This is a genomic window from Bradyrhizobium oligotrophicum S58 (assembly GCF_000344805.1).
In the GTDB taxonomy this organism is placed as follows: Bacteria; Pseudomonadota; Alphaproteobacteria; order Rhizobiales; family Xanthobacteraceae; genus Bradyrhizobium; species Bradyrhizobium oligotrophicum.
On record NC_020453.1, the window covers coordinates 4102777 to 4117329 of the forward strand.

Sequence of the window (14553 nt, forward strand, 5' to 3'; positions counted from 1 at the left end):
CATCCGCTGGCATTCGCGGTAGTGCAAGCCGTCCCGCGCGACGGGGCGACTCGCCGAGATCCATCGTTCCCAGGACCGAACGACCATGCACGACATCAAATCGATCCGCGATAATCCGCAAGGTTTCGATGCGGCGCTGACGCGCCGGGGTCTGTCGCCCCAGTCGTCGCATCTGCTCGCCATTGACGAGCGGCGTCGTGCTGCGATCCTGGCCTCCGAGCAGGCGCAGGCCCGGCGCAACGCCGCCTCCAAAGAAATCGGCGAGGCCAAGAAGACCAAGGACGAGGCGCGCGCGTCGGCGCTGATGGAGGAGGTCGCCAAGCTCAAGACCACGATGCCCGAGCTCGAGGCGGCCGCGAAGCAGGCCGACGAGGAGCTGGCGCGCGAGCTCTCGGCGATTCCCAACCTGCCGCTTGACGAGGTGCCGGACGGCAAGGACGAGCACGACAATGTCGAGCGTCACGTGTTCGGCGCCAGGCGCAACTACGAATTCGCGCCGAAGCCGCATGACGATCTCGGTGCGGCTCTCGGCACCATGGATTTCGAATCGGCCGCCAAACTGTCGGGCGCGCGTTTCGTCGTTCTCAAGAAGGGACTGGCGCGGCTCGAGCGTGCGCTCGGGCAGTTCATGCTCGACCTGCATACGACGAAGCACGGCTACACCGAGATCAATCCGCCACTGCTGGTGCGCAACGAGGTCATGTTCGGCACGGGACAGTTGCCGAAGTTCGAGGACGATCAGTTCTGGGCCGTGAAGGGCGAGCTGATTGCGGAGCCGGATGAGCGGCTCAAGACCGAGCGGCTCGGACTCATTCCGACAGCAGAAGTCGCGCTGACCAATCTGGTGCGCGAATCGATCATCGACGACAAGGAACTGCCGATGCGGCTCACGGCGCTGACGCCGTGCTTCCGCGCCGAGGCCGGTGCGGCAGGGCGCGATACCCGCGGCATGATCCGGCAGCATCAGTTCACCAAGGTCGAGCTGGTGTCGATCACGACGCCGGAGACCAGCAAGGACGAGCATGAGCGCATGCTGGCCTGCGCCGAGGAGGTGCTGCGCCGGCTCGGTCTGCACTACCGTGTCATCACGCTGTGCACCGGCGACATGGGCTTCTCGTCGCAGAAGACCTACGACATCGAGGTCTGGATGCCTGGGCAGGGCGATGGTGGCGCGTTCCGCGAGATCTCCAGCTGTTCGGTCTGCGGCGACTTCCAGGCCCGCCGCATGGACGCGCGCTATCGTGGCAGCGACGGCAAGCCGCGTTTCGTCCACACCCTGAACGGCTCCGGCACCGCGGTCGGCCGTGCGCTGATCGCCGTCATGGAGACCTATCAGCAGGCCGACGGCTCGATTGCCGTTCCCGATGTACTGCAGCCCTATATGGGCGGCCTCAAGGTGGTGGCCGCGGAGCCATAGGCACGCGGCAAATCTGCAACCGGGCCGGTCACCGCCATTGCGCGGCGGCCGCAGGGTCGTATCCTCGGGTCTGTTCAGCAATCGCTTTTCAGACACCGTCATCATGGCCCTGCATCGGGATATTTTCTGGATCGGACGGCAATGGGCCGTCACCGGCTCCGGCATCCAGGCGGTCGATCAGCGCCTGAAGGGGGCGTATGACGTCGATCATGCGATGGTGTGGGACGATGGCCTGCTCGATTCCCGGCGCGATCAGGCTTGGTTCAACGCAGCCGATTTCGAAAAGGCGCTGACCGTTGCGCGGGCGCGGTTTCCCGCGATACCGCGTGCCGAGCCCGAACCGCCAGCCCCTGCCTGTCCGCCAGCGCCCGAAGCCGCTGCCGTATCGGCGGTCTCGCTGCAGCTTGCCACCCGAGGGCGCCTTGCCCGCTTCCTTCCGCAGTGGCGGGTCCGGCGTTGAACGGCTGAATCGGGCGCAGGGGTCGCAGGTTTGCCTCGGTGCTGCACAGCGGATAAGACACCCCGGCAATCGTTACGAACGGGATGGATAAGGTGGCCATGCGGATTCTCTGCACCAACGACGACGGAATCCACGCGCCGGGCCTCAAAGTGATCGAGGAGATCGCACGCGCGCTGTCCGACGATGTCTGGATCGTCGCTCCCGAACTCGATCAGAGCGGCGTGTCGCACTCGCTCTCCCTCAACGATCCGTTGCGGCTGCGCGAGGTCGGACCGCGGCATTTCGCGGTGCGCGGCACGCCGACCGACTGCGTCATCATGGGTGCCCGGCATATTCTCGGGGCGAAGCTGCCGGACGTGGTGCTGTCGGGCGTGAACAAGGGCCGTAACGTTGCTGAGGACGTGGTGTATTCCGGCACCATCGCCGGCGCGCTCGAGGGCACGATTCTCGGCCTGCCGTCGTTCGCGCTGTCACAGGAATTCAGCATCGCCACGCGCGACAAGCCGTCCTGGGACACCGCGCTCAAATTCGGGCCGCAGATCGTGCGCAAGGTGCTCGAGGCCGGGGTGCCGAAGAACACCGTGATCAACGTCAACTTCCCGTCCTGCGCCCCCGACGCGGTCAAGGGGATCGTGGTGACGCGCCAGGGCAAGCGAAATCTCGGCTTCCTGAAGGTCGATGAGCGCCGCGACGGTCGCGGCAATCCCTACTTCTGGATCGGCTTCGACCGCGCCGCGGCACTGGACGTGCCCGACGAGGGGACGGATCTTGCCGCTCTCGCGGCTCACTACGTGTCGGTGACCCCGCTGCGGCTCGACCGCACGGACGAGGCGTTTTCTGGAAAGCTCGGCGACATTCTTCGCTGAGGCAGGACGCTGCCTAGCCCTGCGTCTCGGCGCCACGTAGCGCGTGATCGATCGCGCGACTGAGGGTCTCGAGCTGGAAAGGCTTCTGCAGAGCCGGCCGGTCGCGATATTCCTCGGGCAGCCCGGACGAGCCATAGCCGGTTGCGAAGATGAAGGGACGGTTGCGGGCCTTGATCAGATCGGCGACCGGCGAGATGACCTTGCCGTTGACGTTCACGTCGAGGATGGCGACATCGAAATAGGTGCTCTCCGCCAGCCGCATCGCCTCGCCGATCTCGCCGGCTTCAGCCGCAACCGTGTAGCCGAGCTCCTCGAGCATGTCGGCCACCATCATCCTGATCATGACTTCATCTTCAACCAGAAACACAGAGCCGCGCGGCGGCCGCGGTGCAGTCATGCTGTCAGTCCTTGCGCATACCCGATTTGACGCTCGCAAATAACGGCCTATGGCGCAACGTCAACAACGTCGTCTTTGCATATCGTGGCCCTGCGGCGCAGGCAAATTTGTCCCTGAGGTGAACGAACTGGGCTCCACTTGGTTCCTCAAGAAGGAACACGTTTCGGTTCAGAGGCCCGTAAAGCCGCGTCCGTAGTTGCGGCAGGGCTGCGGAAAATCGGTGCGCAACGGCCGGGCGCCGTCTAAATTGCCGTGCAGCCAACAACCGACATTGCGATGCCCCCGACCGCTCCGCCCGAGAAGATGATGTTCCAGCTGACCCTGCGTCGGCGGGGCATCAGCGATCAAGCGGTCCTGCGGGCGATGGAGGAGGTTCCGCGGGAGGAGTTCGTGCTGCCGTCCGACCGCCCCGACGCCTATCGCGACAGCGCGATGGCGATTGCGTGCGGCCAGACCATCAGCCAACCCTTCGTCGTCGCCTACATGACCGAGCAGCTCAAGCTGCAGAAGACCCATCGCGTGCTCGAAATCGGGACCGGGTCGGGGTACCAGGCCGCGATCCTGTCCCGGCTGACCGCCAATGTCCTGACGGTGGAGCGCTTCCGCACCTTGGCCGACAAGGCCAGGGAGCGGCTGGAGAAGCTCAACTGCTTCAATGTCGAGGTCATGCTGGGCGATGGCTATGCGCTCCCTCCCGGTGCGGGCCAATTCGACCGCATCATCGTGACCGCGGCGATGGAGGAAATTCCCCAGAGCCTGCTCGACCGGCTGGAGCCGGACGGTATCCTGATCGCGCCGGTCGGGCCCCATCACGGGGTGCAGACGCTGGTCAGGGTCACGCGGACGGGGGATCGTTTCGACCGAAAGGAGCTCGTCGACGTGCGATTTGTGCCGGCAATTCCGGGGATTGCGCGCGAACTTTAAACGAGCGGATCAGCAAGCCCCACAACGCTTTATTCGCGGCTTAAGCGCTTATTTACCGCGGCTGTGTTTACTCGAATTCGTTGTTTGTTGCGTACGAGTGAGTAACCATGCCCGCCATTGTCGAGTTGCTTCGCTCGCGCCGCCTGCCGCACGCTGCGGCACTGGCGCTGATGTCATTCGGCGTTGCCGGCTGCAGCGGCGACATGTCGACGCGGCTGTCGCAGACGCAAAATCCGTTTTCGAACCCCTTTGCATCCGACTCGACAGGGTCGGTGCAGGCGCCGCCACCACGGCAGCACCAGCAATACAGCCAGCCATACACCCCGGCGCCCGCACCGGCACCGGCCTATTCGTCCTCGGCGCTGCCGCCCCCGGCGGTCGGGGCTCCGCAGTCCTATCCCTCCGGCGGCGGAGCCGGCGGCATGTCCGCGGGTGGACGCGGTGTAGCCTCCTATGCGCCGCCCGCTCCGGTCCCGGTCGCGGCGCCCCAGCAGACCTATGCACAGCCGGCGCATTCCTATGCTCCTCCAGCGCAGCCGCACCTCGAGACCACCGGCACGGTGCCGCCGCGCTCGGTCGCTGCGGCGCGTCCCGCCAGCGGCACCAAGATCATCGTCGGCACCAGCGATACGCTCGACATCATCGCCAAGCGCTATCGCGTGACGCCGGCTGAGATCCTGGCTGCCAACGGCTACAAGGGCCCGCGCGCGTTGTCGCCCGGCCAGCAGCTGATCATTCCGCATCCTGGGGCGGTTGCGGCCGCGCCAGCAGCGCAGCCCGTCGCGGCGCCGGTCGCCGCGGCGCCAATGGTCGCGCCGAAGCCGGTCGCGGTTGCCGCGCCGGCGACTCCCTCCACCGTGCATTTCGTCAATCGCGGCGACACGCTCGCCAGCATCGCGCGCCAGAACCACCTGACGGCGGCTGAACTCGCCCGCGCCAACAACATCGATCAGGCTTCGCCTCTGAAGCTCGGTGCCAGGTTGACCGTCCCTGGCAAGGTCGCAGCGGTGGCTGCGCCCGTGGCTCCGGTCGCAACCGTTCCCCAGGCGGTTGCGACCGTGCCTGCGCCGGCGCCGACGACGCGGGTGGCTGCTGCCGGTCCGGTCCAGAGCGTCCGCCTGGCACAGGCCAATCCGGCCCCCGAGAAGGAAGAGGAGCCGGCCCGGCCTGCCGAGACCACCAGCTCGCTGCCGACCTTCCGCTGGCCGGCGCGCGGCAAGGTGATCACGAGCTACGGCGCGAAGACCAACGGCAAGTCCAATGACGGCATCAACATCGCCGTGCCCGAGGGCACGCCAGTCAAGGCGGCCGAAGACGGTGTCGTCGCCTATGCCGGCAACGAGTTGAAGGGTTATGGCAATCTGGTCCTGGTGCGGCATTCCAACGGCTATGTCACCGCATATGCCCATGCGAGTGAGCTGATGGTGAAGCGCGGTGATCCGATCAAGCGCGGCCAGGTCATTGCCAAGTCGGGTCAATCGGGAGAGGTCGGATCGCCGCAGCTCCACTTCGAGATCCGCAAGGGATCGTCGCCGGTTGACCCGCTGCAATTCCTCAATGGGGCGTGAGGCCAGGATGGCTGCCGACGTCACACGCGGGGCTCGCCTTTGGCGAGCCTTTTGCGTTTCGAGATCGGATATCGCCACAAGCGTCATTGCGAGCGCGCCGCGAAGCAATCCAGGGCCGAGCAGGGACTCTGGATTGCTTCGCTGCGCTCGCAATGACGGAGGTTGGGGCAGGCCGCGTGCCAACAATTCCCCTGTCGTCGTCCGCGTAGGCGGACGATCCAGTAAACACCGCCCTCTCGAGTCTCACGATCGCCTCGACGTACTGGATGCCCCGCCTGCGCGGGGCATGACGCCGCTTGTGTGACAGGCGCTGTTACTTCGTGCTCAGCCGCACGCCGAGACGGCCTGCGAGATCCTGCGTGAACTGCCAGGCGACGCGGCCGGAGCGGGAGCCGCGCGTGGTCGACCATTCCAGCGCTTCGCGCTGCAGCTCGTCCGCGTCGACCGCAATGCCGAAATGGCTGCAATAGCCCCGGACCATCGCGAGATAGTCGTCCTGGCTGCAGCGGTGGAAGCCGAGCCACAGGCCGAAGCGATCGGACAAGGAGACCTTCTCCTCGACCGCCTCGCCCGGATTGATCGCCGTCGAGCGCTCGTTCTCGATCATGTCGCGGGCCAGCAGGTGGCGCCGGTTCGAGGTGGCGTAGAGAATGACGTTCTCGGGACGTCCCTCGATACCGCCTTCGAGCACGGCCTTGAGCGACTTGTACGACGCGTCATTGCCGTCGAACGACAGGTCGTCGCAGAACACGATGAAATGGAATGGCGCGGCGCGCAGGATGTCCATCAGCGCCGGCAGGCTTTCGATGTCCTCGCGGTGAATCTCGATCAGCTTCAACCGATCGGCCGGCTTGCGCGCGACGTTGATGCTGGCATGGGCGGCCTTCACCAGCGACGACTTGCCCATGCCGCGCGCGCCCCACAACAGGGCGTTGTTGGCGGGCAGGCCGTTGGCGAAGCGCTCGGTGTTCTCGATCAGGATGTCGCGCATCCGGTCGATGCCCTTGAGCAGATCGATCTCGACGCGGCTGACGCGCGGCACGGTCGAGAGCCTTCCGTCCGGATGCCACACGAATGCGTCGGCCGCATTCAGATCCAGCGCCGGCGCGGCGCTCGCATGAGTTGCGGCCAGATGGACGGCAATTGCTTCCAGCGCACGGGCGATCCGCTCGGGCGTGTCGTCGGAAACAGGGCCGGCGGGGCGTTTTGCCGCTGGCCTGGACGGCTTTTGCATTGCGGTTTTTCGGCCGTCGGCAAGAGGTCTGGAGGCGGTTTTGGCGGGGCTGCGGGACGGGGCTTTGGCTGGTTTTTTCGACATGCTGCAAGTTCCTGATGGGGCAGCCATATCGGGCCTCGCCCTCTGCCGCAAGCGGGGCGAAATGAAGGGGCCGGGCGCCTTGCTATTGGGACCGCGACCGCTATATTCCGCGCGAAATTCGCACAGAGGCCGGCCCGCGCCGAGAGCAGCGTGGTTCGCCGGCTATTTCCGTCTCACCGGGCACGGGCCCACGAGGATCGACCGCATGCTGTTTACCCCTGCCTATGCCCAGGCCGCCGGCGCTGGCGATACCAACAGCATGCTGATGTCGCTGCTGCCGTTCGCGCTGATCTTCGTGATCATGTATTTCCTGATCCTGCGGCCGCAGCAGAAGAAGGTCAAAGAGCACGCCGATCTGGTCAAGAACGTCCGCCGTGGCGACACGATCGTGACCCAGGGCGGCCTGGTCGGCAAGGTCACCAAGGTCGTCGACGACGATCAGGTCGAGTTCGAGATCGCCGACGGCATCCGCGTGCGGCAGATGCGCCAGATGATCACGGGCGTGCGCACCAAGGGCGAGCCGGCCAAGGCGGATTCGAAGGACGACAAGAAGGACGAGAAGGCCGCGAGCTGATCGCGGCCCGGCCGGCGCGATGCCGGACTTCGTCTGATCTGATGTTCTGATTTTCCGGGCCGGCTCCCGGCCCTTACGGACAAGCTCCATGTTGTATTTCACGCGGTGGAAGGCGCTGGGCATCATCCTCACGGCGCTCGTGGTCTGCCTGTGCGCGGTGCCCAACTTCTTCCCTGAAGCGACGGTCAAGACTTGGCCCGCCTGGGCGCAGCGTCATATCGTGCTCGGTCTCGATCTGCAGGGCGGCTCCTATCTGCTGCTCGAAGTCGATTCCAACTACGTCAAGAAGGAGCGGCTCGATGCGGTGCGCGACGACGCCCGCAAGGCGCTGCGCGATGCCAAGATCGGTTACACCGGGCTGGTCAGCCGAGCGGATGGTGTCGAGGTCCGGATCACCAAGGACACCGACGTTGGGACCGCGTTGTCCAAGCTGCGCGATCTGTCGCAGCCGCTCGGCGGCCTGCTGGGCTCCAGCGGCCAGCGCAGCCTCGAGGTCAGCGACGCCGGCGGCGGTCTGATCCGGTTGGCGATTCCGCAGGCCGCGATCACCGAGCGCATCCGACTGGCCATCGAGCAGTCGATCCAGATCGTCGAGCGCCGCATCAACGAGCTCGGCACCGTCGAGCCCGTGATCCAGCGCCAGGGCACCGACCGCATCCTGGTGCAGGTTCCCGGTCTGCAGGATCCGACGCAGCTGAAGGAGCTGCTCGGCAAGACGGCGAAGATGGAATTCCGCATGGTCGACACGACGGTGTCGCCCGAGCAGGCCCTGCAGGGGCGTGTGCCGCCGGACTCCGAGGTGCTGCAGAGCGCGACATCGCCCAACCAGCCCTATGTCGTGAAGAAGCAGGTGCTGGTCTCCGGCGGTGATCTGTCCGACGCGCAGACCGGTTTCGACCAGCGCACCAACGAGCCGATCGTCACCTTCCGCTTCAATTCGGCCGGCGCGCGCAAATTCGCGCAGGCCACCATCGAGAACGTCGGCCAGCCGTTTGCGATCGTGCTCGACAACAAGGTGATCTCGGCGCCCAGGATCAACGAGCCGATCACGGGCGGTTCGGGCCAGATCTCCGGCAGCTTCACGGTGCAGTCCGCCAACGAGCTTGCGATCCTGCTGCGCGCCGGTGCGCTGCCGGCACCGCTGACGGTGATCGAAGAGCGTACCGTCGGCCCGGGTCTCGGCGCCGATTCCATCGCCAAGGGCGAGCTCGCGTCTTATGTCGGCTCGATCCTGGTCATCGTGTTCATGCTGGTGACCTACCGGCTGTTCGGCGTGTTCGCCAATATCGCCGTGGTGGTCAACGTTGCGATGATCTTCGGTGTGCTGTCGCTCTTGAATGCGACGCTGACCTTGCCGGGCATCGCCGGCATCGTGCTGACGGTCGGCATCGCCGTGGACTCCAACGTGCTGATCTATGAGCGCATCCGCGAGGAGCTGCGCGGCGGCCGCAACGCGATCTCGGCGATCGATGCCGGCTTCAAGCGCGCGCTGGCGACGATTCTCGACTCCAACATCACCACCTTCATCGCTGCCGCCGTGCTGTTCTACATCGGCACCGGCCCGGTACGCGGCTTTGCCGTGACGCTCGGCATCGGCATCCTCACCACGGTCTTCACTGCCTTCACGCTGACCCGTCTGATCGTCGCGGCGTGGGTGCGGTGGAAGCGGCCGCAAAGCGTGCCAATCTAGGAGCTACTGTGACACACTGGGTTCTCATCGGGCTTGGCATCCTGATCGCGGTGCTGACGGTGGTCAGCGCGCTCGGCCTGCTGCCGTCGCTGCGCATCGTTCCCGACGACACGCATTTCGATTTCACGCAGTTCCGCCGCATCAGCTTTCCGATCTCCGCGGCGCTGTCGATCCTCGCGATCGTGCTGTTCTTCACCCATGGCCTGAATCTCGGCATCGACTTCCGCGGCGGCAGCCTGCTCGAGGTGCGGGCCAAGTCGGGCACCGCCGACATCGCGGCGATGCGCGGGACGCTGTCCACGCTCGGACTCGGCGAGATTCAGCTGCAGCAGTTCGGCGGACCTGAAGGCGTCCTCATTCGCGTTGCCGAGCAGCCCGGCGGCGACGCTGCGCAGCAGGAGGCGGCCAACAAGGTCAAGGCTGCGATCGGCGATTCCGTCGAATATCGCCGTGTGGAGGTCGTTGGACCCCGCGTCTCCGGTGAGTTCCTGGCGGTCGGCCTGCTCGGCCTGATGCTCGCGATCGTATCGATCCTGCTCTATCTCTGGTTCCGCTTCGAGTGGCAGTTCGCGCTCGGCGCCATGATCGCCAACGTCCACGACATCGTGCTGACGATCGGCTTCATGTCGATCAGCCAGGTGGATTTCGACCTCACCAGCATCGCGGCGCTGCTGACCATTCTTGGCTACTCGCTGAACGACACCGTGGTCATCTACGACCGTATCCGCGAGATGCTGCGGCGCTACAAGAAGATGCCGATGCCGCAGCTGCTCAACGAGTCGATCAACTCGACCCTGTCGCGCTCGATCATCACCCACGTCACGGTGACGCTGGCGCTGCTGGCGCTGCTGCTGTTCGGCGGTCCGGCGATCCACAGCTTCACGGCCGTGATGATGTTCGGCGTGGTGCTGGTCGGCACCTACACCTCGATCTTCATCGCGTCGCCGATCCTGATCTATCTCGGCGTGCACTCGGTCCGTGCCGAGGCGCAGGAGGAGAAGCCGGCGGCGAAGAAGAAAACGCCGTGATTCGAAGCAAGCCTGCCTTTGGATCATATCCGGAGGCAGCAAGTTGATCTCGGACATGGCCACTCCGAACGATACACCACACTTCCCGCGATCCGCGCCGATCGACGGCTACGGCAAGGGCGGATTCGCCTTTGCCGACATGTCGCATCGCGGCTCGCTGTTGTGCCTGCCCGATTCGATCTGGGCCTGGGACGTCACCGAGCCGAGCCAGATCGACCGCCATGCGCTGCAGCGCATCTTCGACGCAGCCAACAAGATCGACACGCTGATCATCGGCACCGGCACCGCAGTCTGGATTCCTCCTGCGCCGCTGCGTTCGGCACTGCGCAGCGTGAATGTCGTGCTCGACGCGATGCAGACCGGGCCGGCGATCCGCACCTACAACGTCATGATCGGCGAGCGGCGGCGGGTCGCAGCGGCGCTCATCGCCGTCCCATGAGCGTGGCGAGCCCCCAGAGCGACGCCGCGTTCTGTGCGGGCCTCGTTCGCGAGCATGATTTCGACCGCTACGCCTCGACGCTGTTCGTTGCGCCGGAGATCCGGCGTGCGTTGTTGTCGCTGTACGCGTTCAACGTCGAGGTGAGCCGGATTCGCGATCTCGTGTCGCAGCCGCTGCCGGGCGAGGTTCGCCAGCAATGGTGGCGTGACACGCTGACGGGACATGAACATGGCGGCGTGGAGGGCAATCCCGTTGCCGCCGAGTTGCTGTTGACCGTGCAGCGCTTCGGGCTTCCGATCGAGCGCCTGACGCGTCTGGTCGACGAGCACCAGTTCGACCTCTACAACGATCCGATGCCGACCATGGCCGCGCTGGACGGCTATCTCGGCGACACAAGCGGGGCGCTGTTCGCGCTCGCTGCGCAGGTCATCGCACCGCCTTTTGCCGACGCGGATCATCTGGCCCACCACGCCGGCATTGCGCAGGGGATCATGCAGGTGATCGCGTCACTGCCGCGGGATGCCGCGCACCGGCAACTCTATGTTCCGCTCGATCTCCTGGCGCGGCATGGCGTCAGCCAGGAGGAGATCTTCGCCGCAAAGGCAACGCCGGCGATCCTGGCCATGCTGACGGATTTGCGCGAGCAGGCCCGGCAGCATCTCGGTCACACCCTGGAGCTGGCGCGTGAGGCGCCACCGGCGCTACGACCGAGTTTACTTCCTCTCGCGCTCGTCCGTCGTGATCTGGCGCGGGGCGAGCGCCGCGCCGACGATCCGTTTCAGCCGCGGCCGCGCTCGCACCTTGCGACGCTATGGACGTTGTGGCGCGCTGCCAGAACAGCCGGCTTCCGCTCGCGTTGAGGCGCCCGCCTATGCGATCGGAAGCGCATTCCAGAGCGGCGGGCTGTGTCGGAGTGTCGGCATATCCGTCGGCTCTCGCCGGTGGATCGTGCAGCGGGTGTCCCACACGAGGAGATCACCGGCCCGGCAATTGTGAGCCCAGGTGAATTCAGGCCGCTCCGCGAGTTGCCAGAGATCGTCGAGCAATGCGTCCGATTCGTCCTGCTCGAGGCCGACAACGTAGGAATGTCGGCGTTGTCCGAGCGCCAGCATCGAGCGGCCCGTATCGGAGTGAAGGCCGACCAGCGGATGAACCGGGCCCGCGATGGTGGTGCGGCGGCCATCATCGGCGGTGTCGGTTGTCAGATAGCGAATTTTCAGGTGAGCGACCCGGCTGCGCAGCGCCGGCGACAGCGCGTCGTAGGCGGCGTAGAGGCTGCAGAAGGACATGCCGTCGCCGAGCATGGTGCCGGGGGACGTGTAGAGCAGATCGGCATGGCCGAAGCGGCGGCTGAAGGCGGCGATGTCGCGCTCGTTGAGACGCTGGCCGCGCACGATCAGGACCTGATGCTTGAGCAGCGCGCGCATGAAGGAGGCGAACGCCCAATCGTCGAAGGATCTGAGATCGACATTGCAGACCTCGGCACCAAGCGCCTTTCCTGTCGGGATGACCTGGATGAGGCTGCTTTCGGCGCTTCGAGCAACGTTGCTTCTGAGACTCACTTGCGTCATCTCCCGAGTTTCACCAACGCCTGCAAATCAACCATCGTAATTTGTCGGGGTTGTTTCGGCTCGGAGGCAATTCGCGGAAGGATCGCGGCACGATCTGCCGATTGTCGGCACACTCTGCCGCTCTGAGTCAGAAATTGGACGCTTCAAGGCGGCGCGCGAGGAAATATCGAGCAACCTGCAAATCAATCGCAAGCAGCGTGACGCTCGAGCAGGCGTTCGCCGGCGTTCAAGCGAATCAGCGCGGGCGATCTGTTCCCTTGATCTGGGTTCGATGCATGATTCGCCGCGCATGATCATCGAACGGATCACGCCGATGCATGGTCGAGCGATTGTCCCAGATGACGAGGTCGCCAACCTTCCAGACATGCTCCCAGGCGAATTCCGGACGCGCGACATAGGTCCACAATTCGTCCAGCAGCGCTTCCGATTCGGCGAGCTCGAGGCCGACGAGATATGCGTTGCGTCGGCGGCCGAGATAAAGCATCTGCCGGCCGGAGTCGGGATGCGTGCAGACCAGCGGATGGATTGCGCCAGGCGACGCGCGCGGATCATCGGTGGGCGTCACGCCCTGGCGCACGAAGCCGCCGCTGTTGTAGGTGCCGTCGTGCTTGATCTTCAGCTCTGCGACGCGGCGCTTCAAATCAGGGGGAAGTGCATCGTACACGGCGTACATGCTGCAGAACGACGTGTTGCCACCCACGGGGGGAATTTCCAAGGCATAGAGCGCGCTCGCGATCGGCGGCGTGTCGAGATACGACATGTCCGTGTGCCAGACGGCCTCTCCCGCCCCGAGGCTGCCGATCGCCTCGCCGTTCACCTTCACGTTCGAGACGATGTAGATCTCGGGCATGCCGTCGACGAAACGCCGGCCGGTCTCCTGCACCGGCGCCCAGTCGAGATCGCCGAAGCGGCGGCTGAAAGCGATCAGGTCCTGGTCCGACAAGCTCTGGCCGCGCACCAGCAGCACGGAATGGTCATGGAAGGCGCGGAGCAGGGCGGCGAATGTGGCGTCGTCCAGATGCTTGAGATCGACGTTGCGAATCTCGGCGCCGAGTTGCCGGCCGGTCGGGACGACCTCGATCTGGGATGAATGAGATGCTGTGGTTGCGCGGGTCTCGACGTCCATTGATGTCCTCCCAAAGGATATCGCGGCGTTCGCAGGATACATCCGGCGATTGACGAAGTCTCGTCCGCTCAGGCCGAAGGCAGCTTCAGGTCAGCTTCGAAATTGAATCGATCGCGCAGGTTCTTTCGCGAGTCGAGGATGTCCTTGAGGAACGCGCGATCGCTGTCGCTCGTGATCATCGGCTCGATCAGGTCGATCTGGTTCATGGCGACCAGCTGCAACAGCTCGGTGCGCGGCCTGCCGCTGGCGTCGCGCGGCAGTGCGTGGACGACCTGGATGTGTTCCGGCGGCTTGGGGCCTTTGGCTGACGCCAGTTCGCTTTGCAATTGAGCTTCAAGCGCAGAGCGCTCGGCTTCGATAAAGGCATAGAGACCCACGCCGGTCCTGCGATCGGCGAAGGCGACGATCGCGGCATCGCGCACCTCGGGGTTCTTGCGAATCATTTCCATCAGCACCGGCGCGTCGTTCACCAGGCGCCGCCCGCCGCCCTCGCGGTCGGTGAAATTGAAGATGCCGCGCGTAATCCCGCGATACACCTTCTTGCCGGTCATCAGCCAGATCCGCGCGAACAGCGACTTGCGCGCCAGGATCTTGCGCTCCTTCGGCGTCAACGCCTCGGGCGCATAGGTGCGCTTGTGCTTGAGCAGGTGGCGCAGATCCTCATAGGCCGCGATCCGGAACAGCCGGCTGCGGCTGGAGAAGCACGCCGCCAGCTGGAAGTCCGTCACGTAGCAATGGCCGTCATGGCCGACCAGCCAGTTCTGCTCCTTGGCGAGGTCGTTGTGCGTGATGCCGGCGCGATGCAGCCGGCGCATCATCTGCTTGGCCGAGCGGAAGTATTCGACGTTGTCGTGCGGCTTGGCCAGATGCAGCGCCACACCGTTGATGAAGCCGCGCACCAGCGCGCGGTCCCCGGCCCATAGCAGGTCGGGACCGGCGTTCAGCCCCTTGGCGCGCGTCAGAGCCGTGCGCTCGCGCGCGAACAAATGACGCGCCAGCACGAACGACCACCACGGCACCTCGTCGAGCCGGCGCAGCACCGCATCGACGGTGCCGTTCTGGCCGACGAAGCGGCCACGCTCGACGGTCGAGAACACGTCGCGCTTGAGCAGCACGCCTTCGCTCCAGCGCGCCGCCAGCAGGGCAGAGTCATTCTTCGGCAAGCTCATCGCACT

General features: G+C 65.3%; 15 protein-coding genes. 10 read left to right on the forward strand and 5 right to left on the reverse strand.

Annotation, left to right across the window (positions count from 1 at the left end):
- Positions 1–85: 85 nt before the first annotated feature.
- The 3 genes from serS to surE all read left to right on the forward strand — a co-directional run bounded on the left by serS (position 86) and on the right by surE (position 2743).
- The gene (serS, locus tag S58_RS17605) at positions 86–1417 is read left to right on the forward strand and encodes a serine--tRNA ligase (protein ID WP_015666701.1); all 1332 of its coding nucleotides are present in this window, start codon (positions 86–88) and stop codon (positions 1415–1417) included.
- Between the two features lie 103 nt (positions 1418–1520).
- Positions 1521–1877: a hypothetical protein gene (locus tag S58_RS17610; RefSeq protein ID WP_015666702.1), complete on the forward strand. Its 357-nt coding sequence runs from the start codon at positions 1521–1523 to the stop codon at positions 1875–1877.
- Positions 1878–1975: 98 nt separating this feature from the next.
- Entirely contained in the window at positions 1976–2743 is a 768-nt protein-coding gene (surE, locus tag S58_RS17615; RefSeq protein WP_015666703.1) for a 5'/3'-nucleotidase SurE, read from the forward strand.
- 13 nt (positions 2744–2756) lie between these two features.
- Here the strand turns inward: surE and S58_RS17620 are convergent, their stop codons facing one another.
- Positions 2757–3140, reverse strand: a complete 384-nt coding sequence (locus S58_RS17620) for a response regulator (protein WP_042339753.1) — start codon at positions 3138–3140, stop codon at positions 2757–2759.
- A 276-nt stretch (positions 3141–3416) separates the two neighbouring features.
- Between S58_RS17620 and S58_RS17625 the strand changes: the two genes are divergently transcribed.
- Together S58_RS17625 and S58_RS17630 are read left to right on the forward strand one after the other, a co-directional pair.
- Positions 3417–4064, forward strand: a complete 648-nt coding sequence (locus tag S58_RS17625; RefSeq protein ID WP_173424428.1) for a protein-L-isoaspartate(D-aspartate) O-methyltransferase — start codon at positions 3417–3419, stop codon at positions 4062–4064.
- A gap of 107 nt (positions 4065–4171) precedes the next feature.
- Positions 4172–5632 (forward strand): LysM peptidoglycan-binding domain-containing M23 family metallopeptidase, encoded by a 1461-nt coding sequence (locus S58_RS17630; protein ID WP_015666706.1) that lies wholly within the window; start codon positions 4172–4174, stop codon positions 5630–5632.
- Between the two features lie 313 nt (positions 5633–5945).
- Here S58_RS17630 and S58_RS17635 read toward each other — a convergent pair whose 3' ends face one another.
- The gene (locus tag S58_RS17635; protein ID WP_015666707.1) at positions 5946–6866 is read right to left on the reverse strand and encodes an ATP-binding protein; all 921 of its coding nucleotides are present in this window, start codon (positions 6864–6866) and stop codon (positions 5946–5948) included.
- Positions 6867–7155: 289 nt separating this feature from the next.
- Here S58_RS17635 and yajC point away from each other — a divergent pair, with 289 nt between their 5' ends.
- From yajC to S58_RS17660, 5 genes are all read left to right on the forward strand, one after another.
- Positions 7156–7524, forward strand: coding sequence for a preprotein translocase subunit YajC (gene yajC, locus S58_RS17640; RefSeq protein ID WP_015666708.1), 369 nt, complete (start codon positions 7156–7158; stop codon positions 7522–7524).
- A gap of 88 nt (positions 7525–7612) precedes the next feature.
- A complete protein-coding gene (gene secD / locus S58_RS17645; RefSeq protein WP_015666709.1) occupies positions 7613–9214 on the forward strand; it encodes a protein translocase subunit SecD in 1602 nt (533 codons plus the stop codon).
- Between the two features lie 8 nt (positions 9215–9222).
- A complete protein-coding gene (gene secF, locus S58_RS17650) occupies positions 9223–10242 on the forward strand; it encodes a protein translocase subunit SecF (RefSeq protein WP_015666710.1) in 1020 nt (339 codons plus the stop codon).
- A 55-nt stretch (positions 10243–10297) separates the two neighbouring features.
- Entirely contained in the window at positions 10298–10681 is a 384-nt protein-coding gene (locus tag S58_RS17655; RefSeq protein ID WP_042339763.1) for an Mth938-like domain-containing protein, read from the forward strand.
- Positions 10678–11541: a phytoene/squalene synthase family protein gene (locus S58_RS17660; protein ID WP_015666712.1), complete on the forward strand. Its 864-nt coding sequence runs from the start codon at positions 10678–10680 to the stop codon at positions 11539–11541. The genes S58_RS17655 and S58_RS17660 overlap by 4 nt, the downstream gene beginning before the upstream one ends.
- Positions 11542–11550: 9 nt before the next feature.
- Here the strand turns inward: S58_RS17660 and S58_RS17665 are convergent, their stop codons facing one another.
- The 3 genes from S58_RS17665 to S58_RS17675 form a co-directional block, all read right to left on the reverse strand.
- A complete protein-coding gene (locus S58_RS17665; RefSeq protein WP_042340786.1) occupies positions 11551–12243 on the reverse strand; it encodes a TauD/TfdA dioxygenase family protein in 693 nt (230 codons plus the stop codon).
- Positions 12244–12487: 244 nt separating this feature from the next.
- On the reverse strand, positions 12488–13378 hold the full coding sequence (locus tag S58_RS17670; protein ID WP_015666715.1) for a TauD/TfdA dioxygenase family protein: 891 nt from the start codon (positions 13376–13378) through the stop codon (positions 12488–12490).
- Between the two features lie 68 nt (positions 13379–13446).
- Positions 13447–14547 (reverse strand): hypothetical protein, encoded by a 1101-nt coding sequence (locus tag S58_RS17675; RefSeq protein ID WP_015666716.1) that lies wholly within the window; start codon positions 14545–14547, stop codon positions 13447–13449.
- Positions 14548–14553 lie beyond the last annotated feature (6 nt).

What these genes read in the sequence shown, in the direction of transcription:
- serS (WP_015666701.1), top strand. Translation starts at nt 86, where the DNA reads ATGCACGACATCAAATCGATCCGCGATAATCCGCAAGGTTTCGATGCG.
- S58_RS17610 (WP_015666702.1), top strand. Translation starts at nt 1,521, where the DNA reads ATGGCCCTGCATCGGGATATTTTCTGGATCGGACGGCAATGGGCCGTC.
- surE (WP_015666703.1), top strand. Translation starts at nt 1,976, where the DNA reads ATGCGGATTCTCTGCACCAACGACGACGGAATCCACGCGCCGGGCCTC.
- S58_RS17620 (WP_042339753.1), bottom strand. Translation starts at nt 3,140, where the DNA reads ATGACTGCACCGCGGCCGCCGCGCGGCTCTGTGTTTCTGGTTGAAGAT.
- S58_RS17625 (WP_173424428.1), top strand. Translation starts at nt 3,417, where the DNA reads ATGCCCCCGACCGCTCCGCCCGAGAAGATGATGTTCCAGCTGACCCTG.
- S58_RS17630 (WP_015666706.1), top strand. Translation starts at nt 4,172, where the DNA reads ATGCCCGCCATTGTCGAGTTGCTTCGCTCGCGCCGCCTGCCGCACGCT.
- S58_RS17635 (WP_015666707.1), bottom strand. Translation starts at nt 6,866, where the DNA reads ATGCAAAAGCCGTCCAGGCCAGCGGCAAAACGCCCCGCCGGCCCTGTT.
- yajC (WP_015666708.1), top strand. Translation starts at nt 7,156, where the DNA reads ATGCTGTTTACCCCTGCCTATGCCCAGGCCGCCGGCGCTGGCGATACC.
- secD (WP_015666709.1), top strand. Translation starts at nt 7,613, where the DNA reads ATGTTGTATTTCACGCGGTGGAAGGCGCTGGGCATCATCCTCACGGCG.
- S58_RS17655 (WP_042339763.1), top strand. Translation starts at nt 10,298, where the DNA reads ATGGCCACTCCGAACGATACACCACACTTCCCGCGATCCGCGCCGATC.
- S58_RS17660 (WP_015666712.1), top strand. Translation starts at nt 10,678, where the DNA reads ATGAGCGTGGCGAGCCCCCAGAGCGACGCCGCGTTCTGTGCGGGCCTC.
- S58_RS17670 (WP_015666715.1), bottom strand. Translation starts at nt 13,378, where the DNA reads ATGGACGTCGAGACCCGCGCAACCACAGCATCTCATTCATCCCAGATC.
- S58_RS17675 (WP_015666716.1), bottom strand. Translation starts at nt 14,547, where the DNA reads ATGAGCTTGCCGAAGAATGACTCTGCCCTGCTGGCGGCGCGCTGGAGC.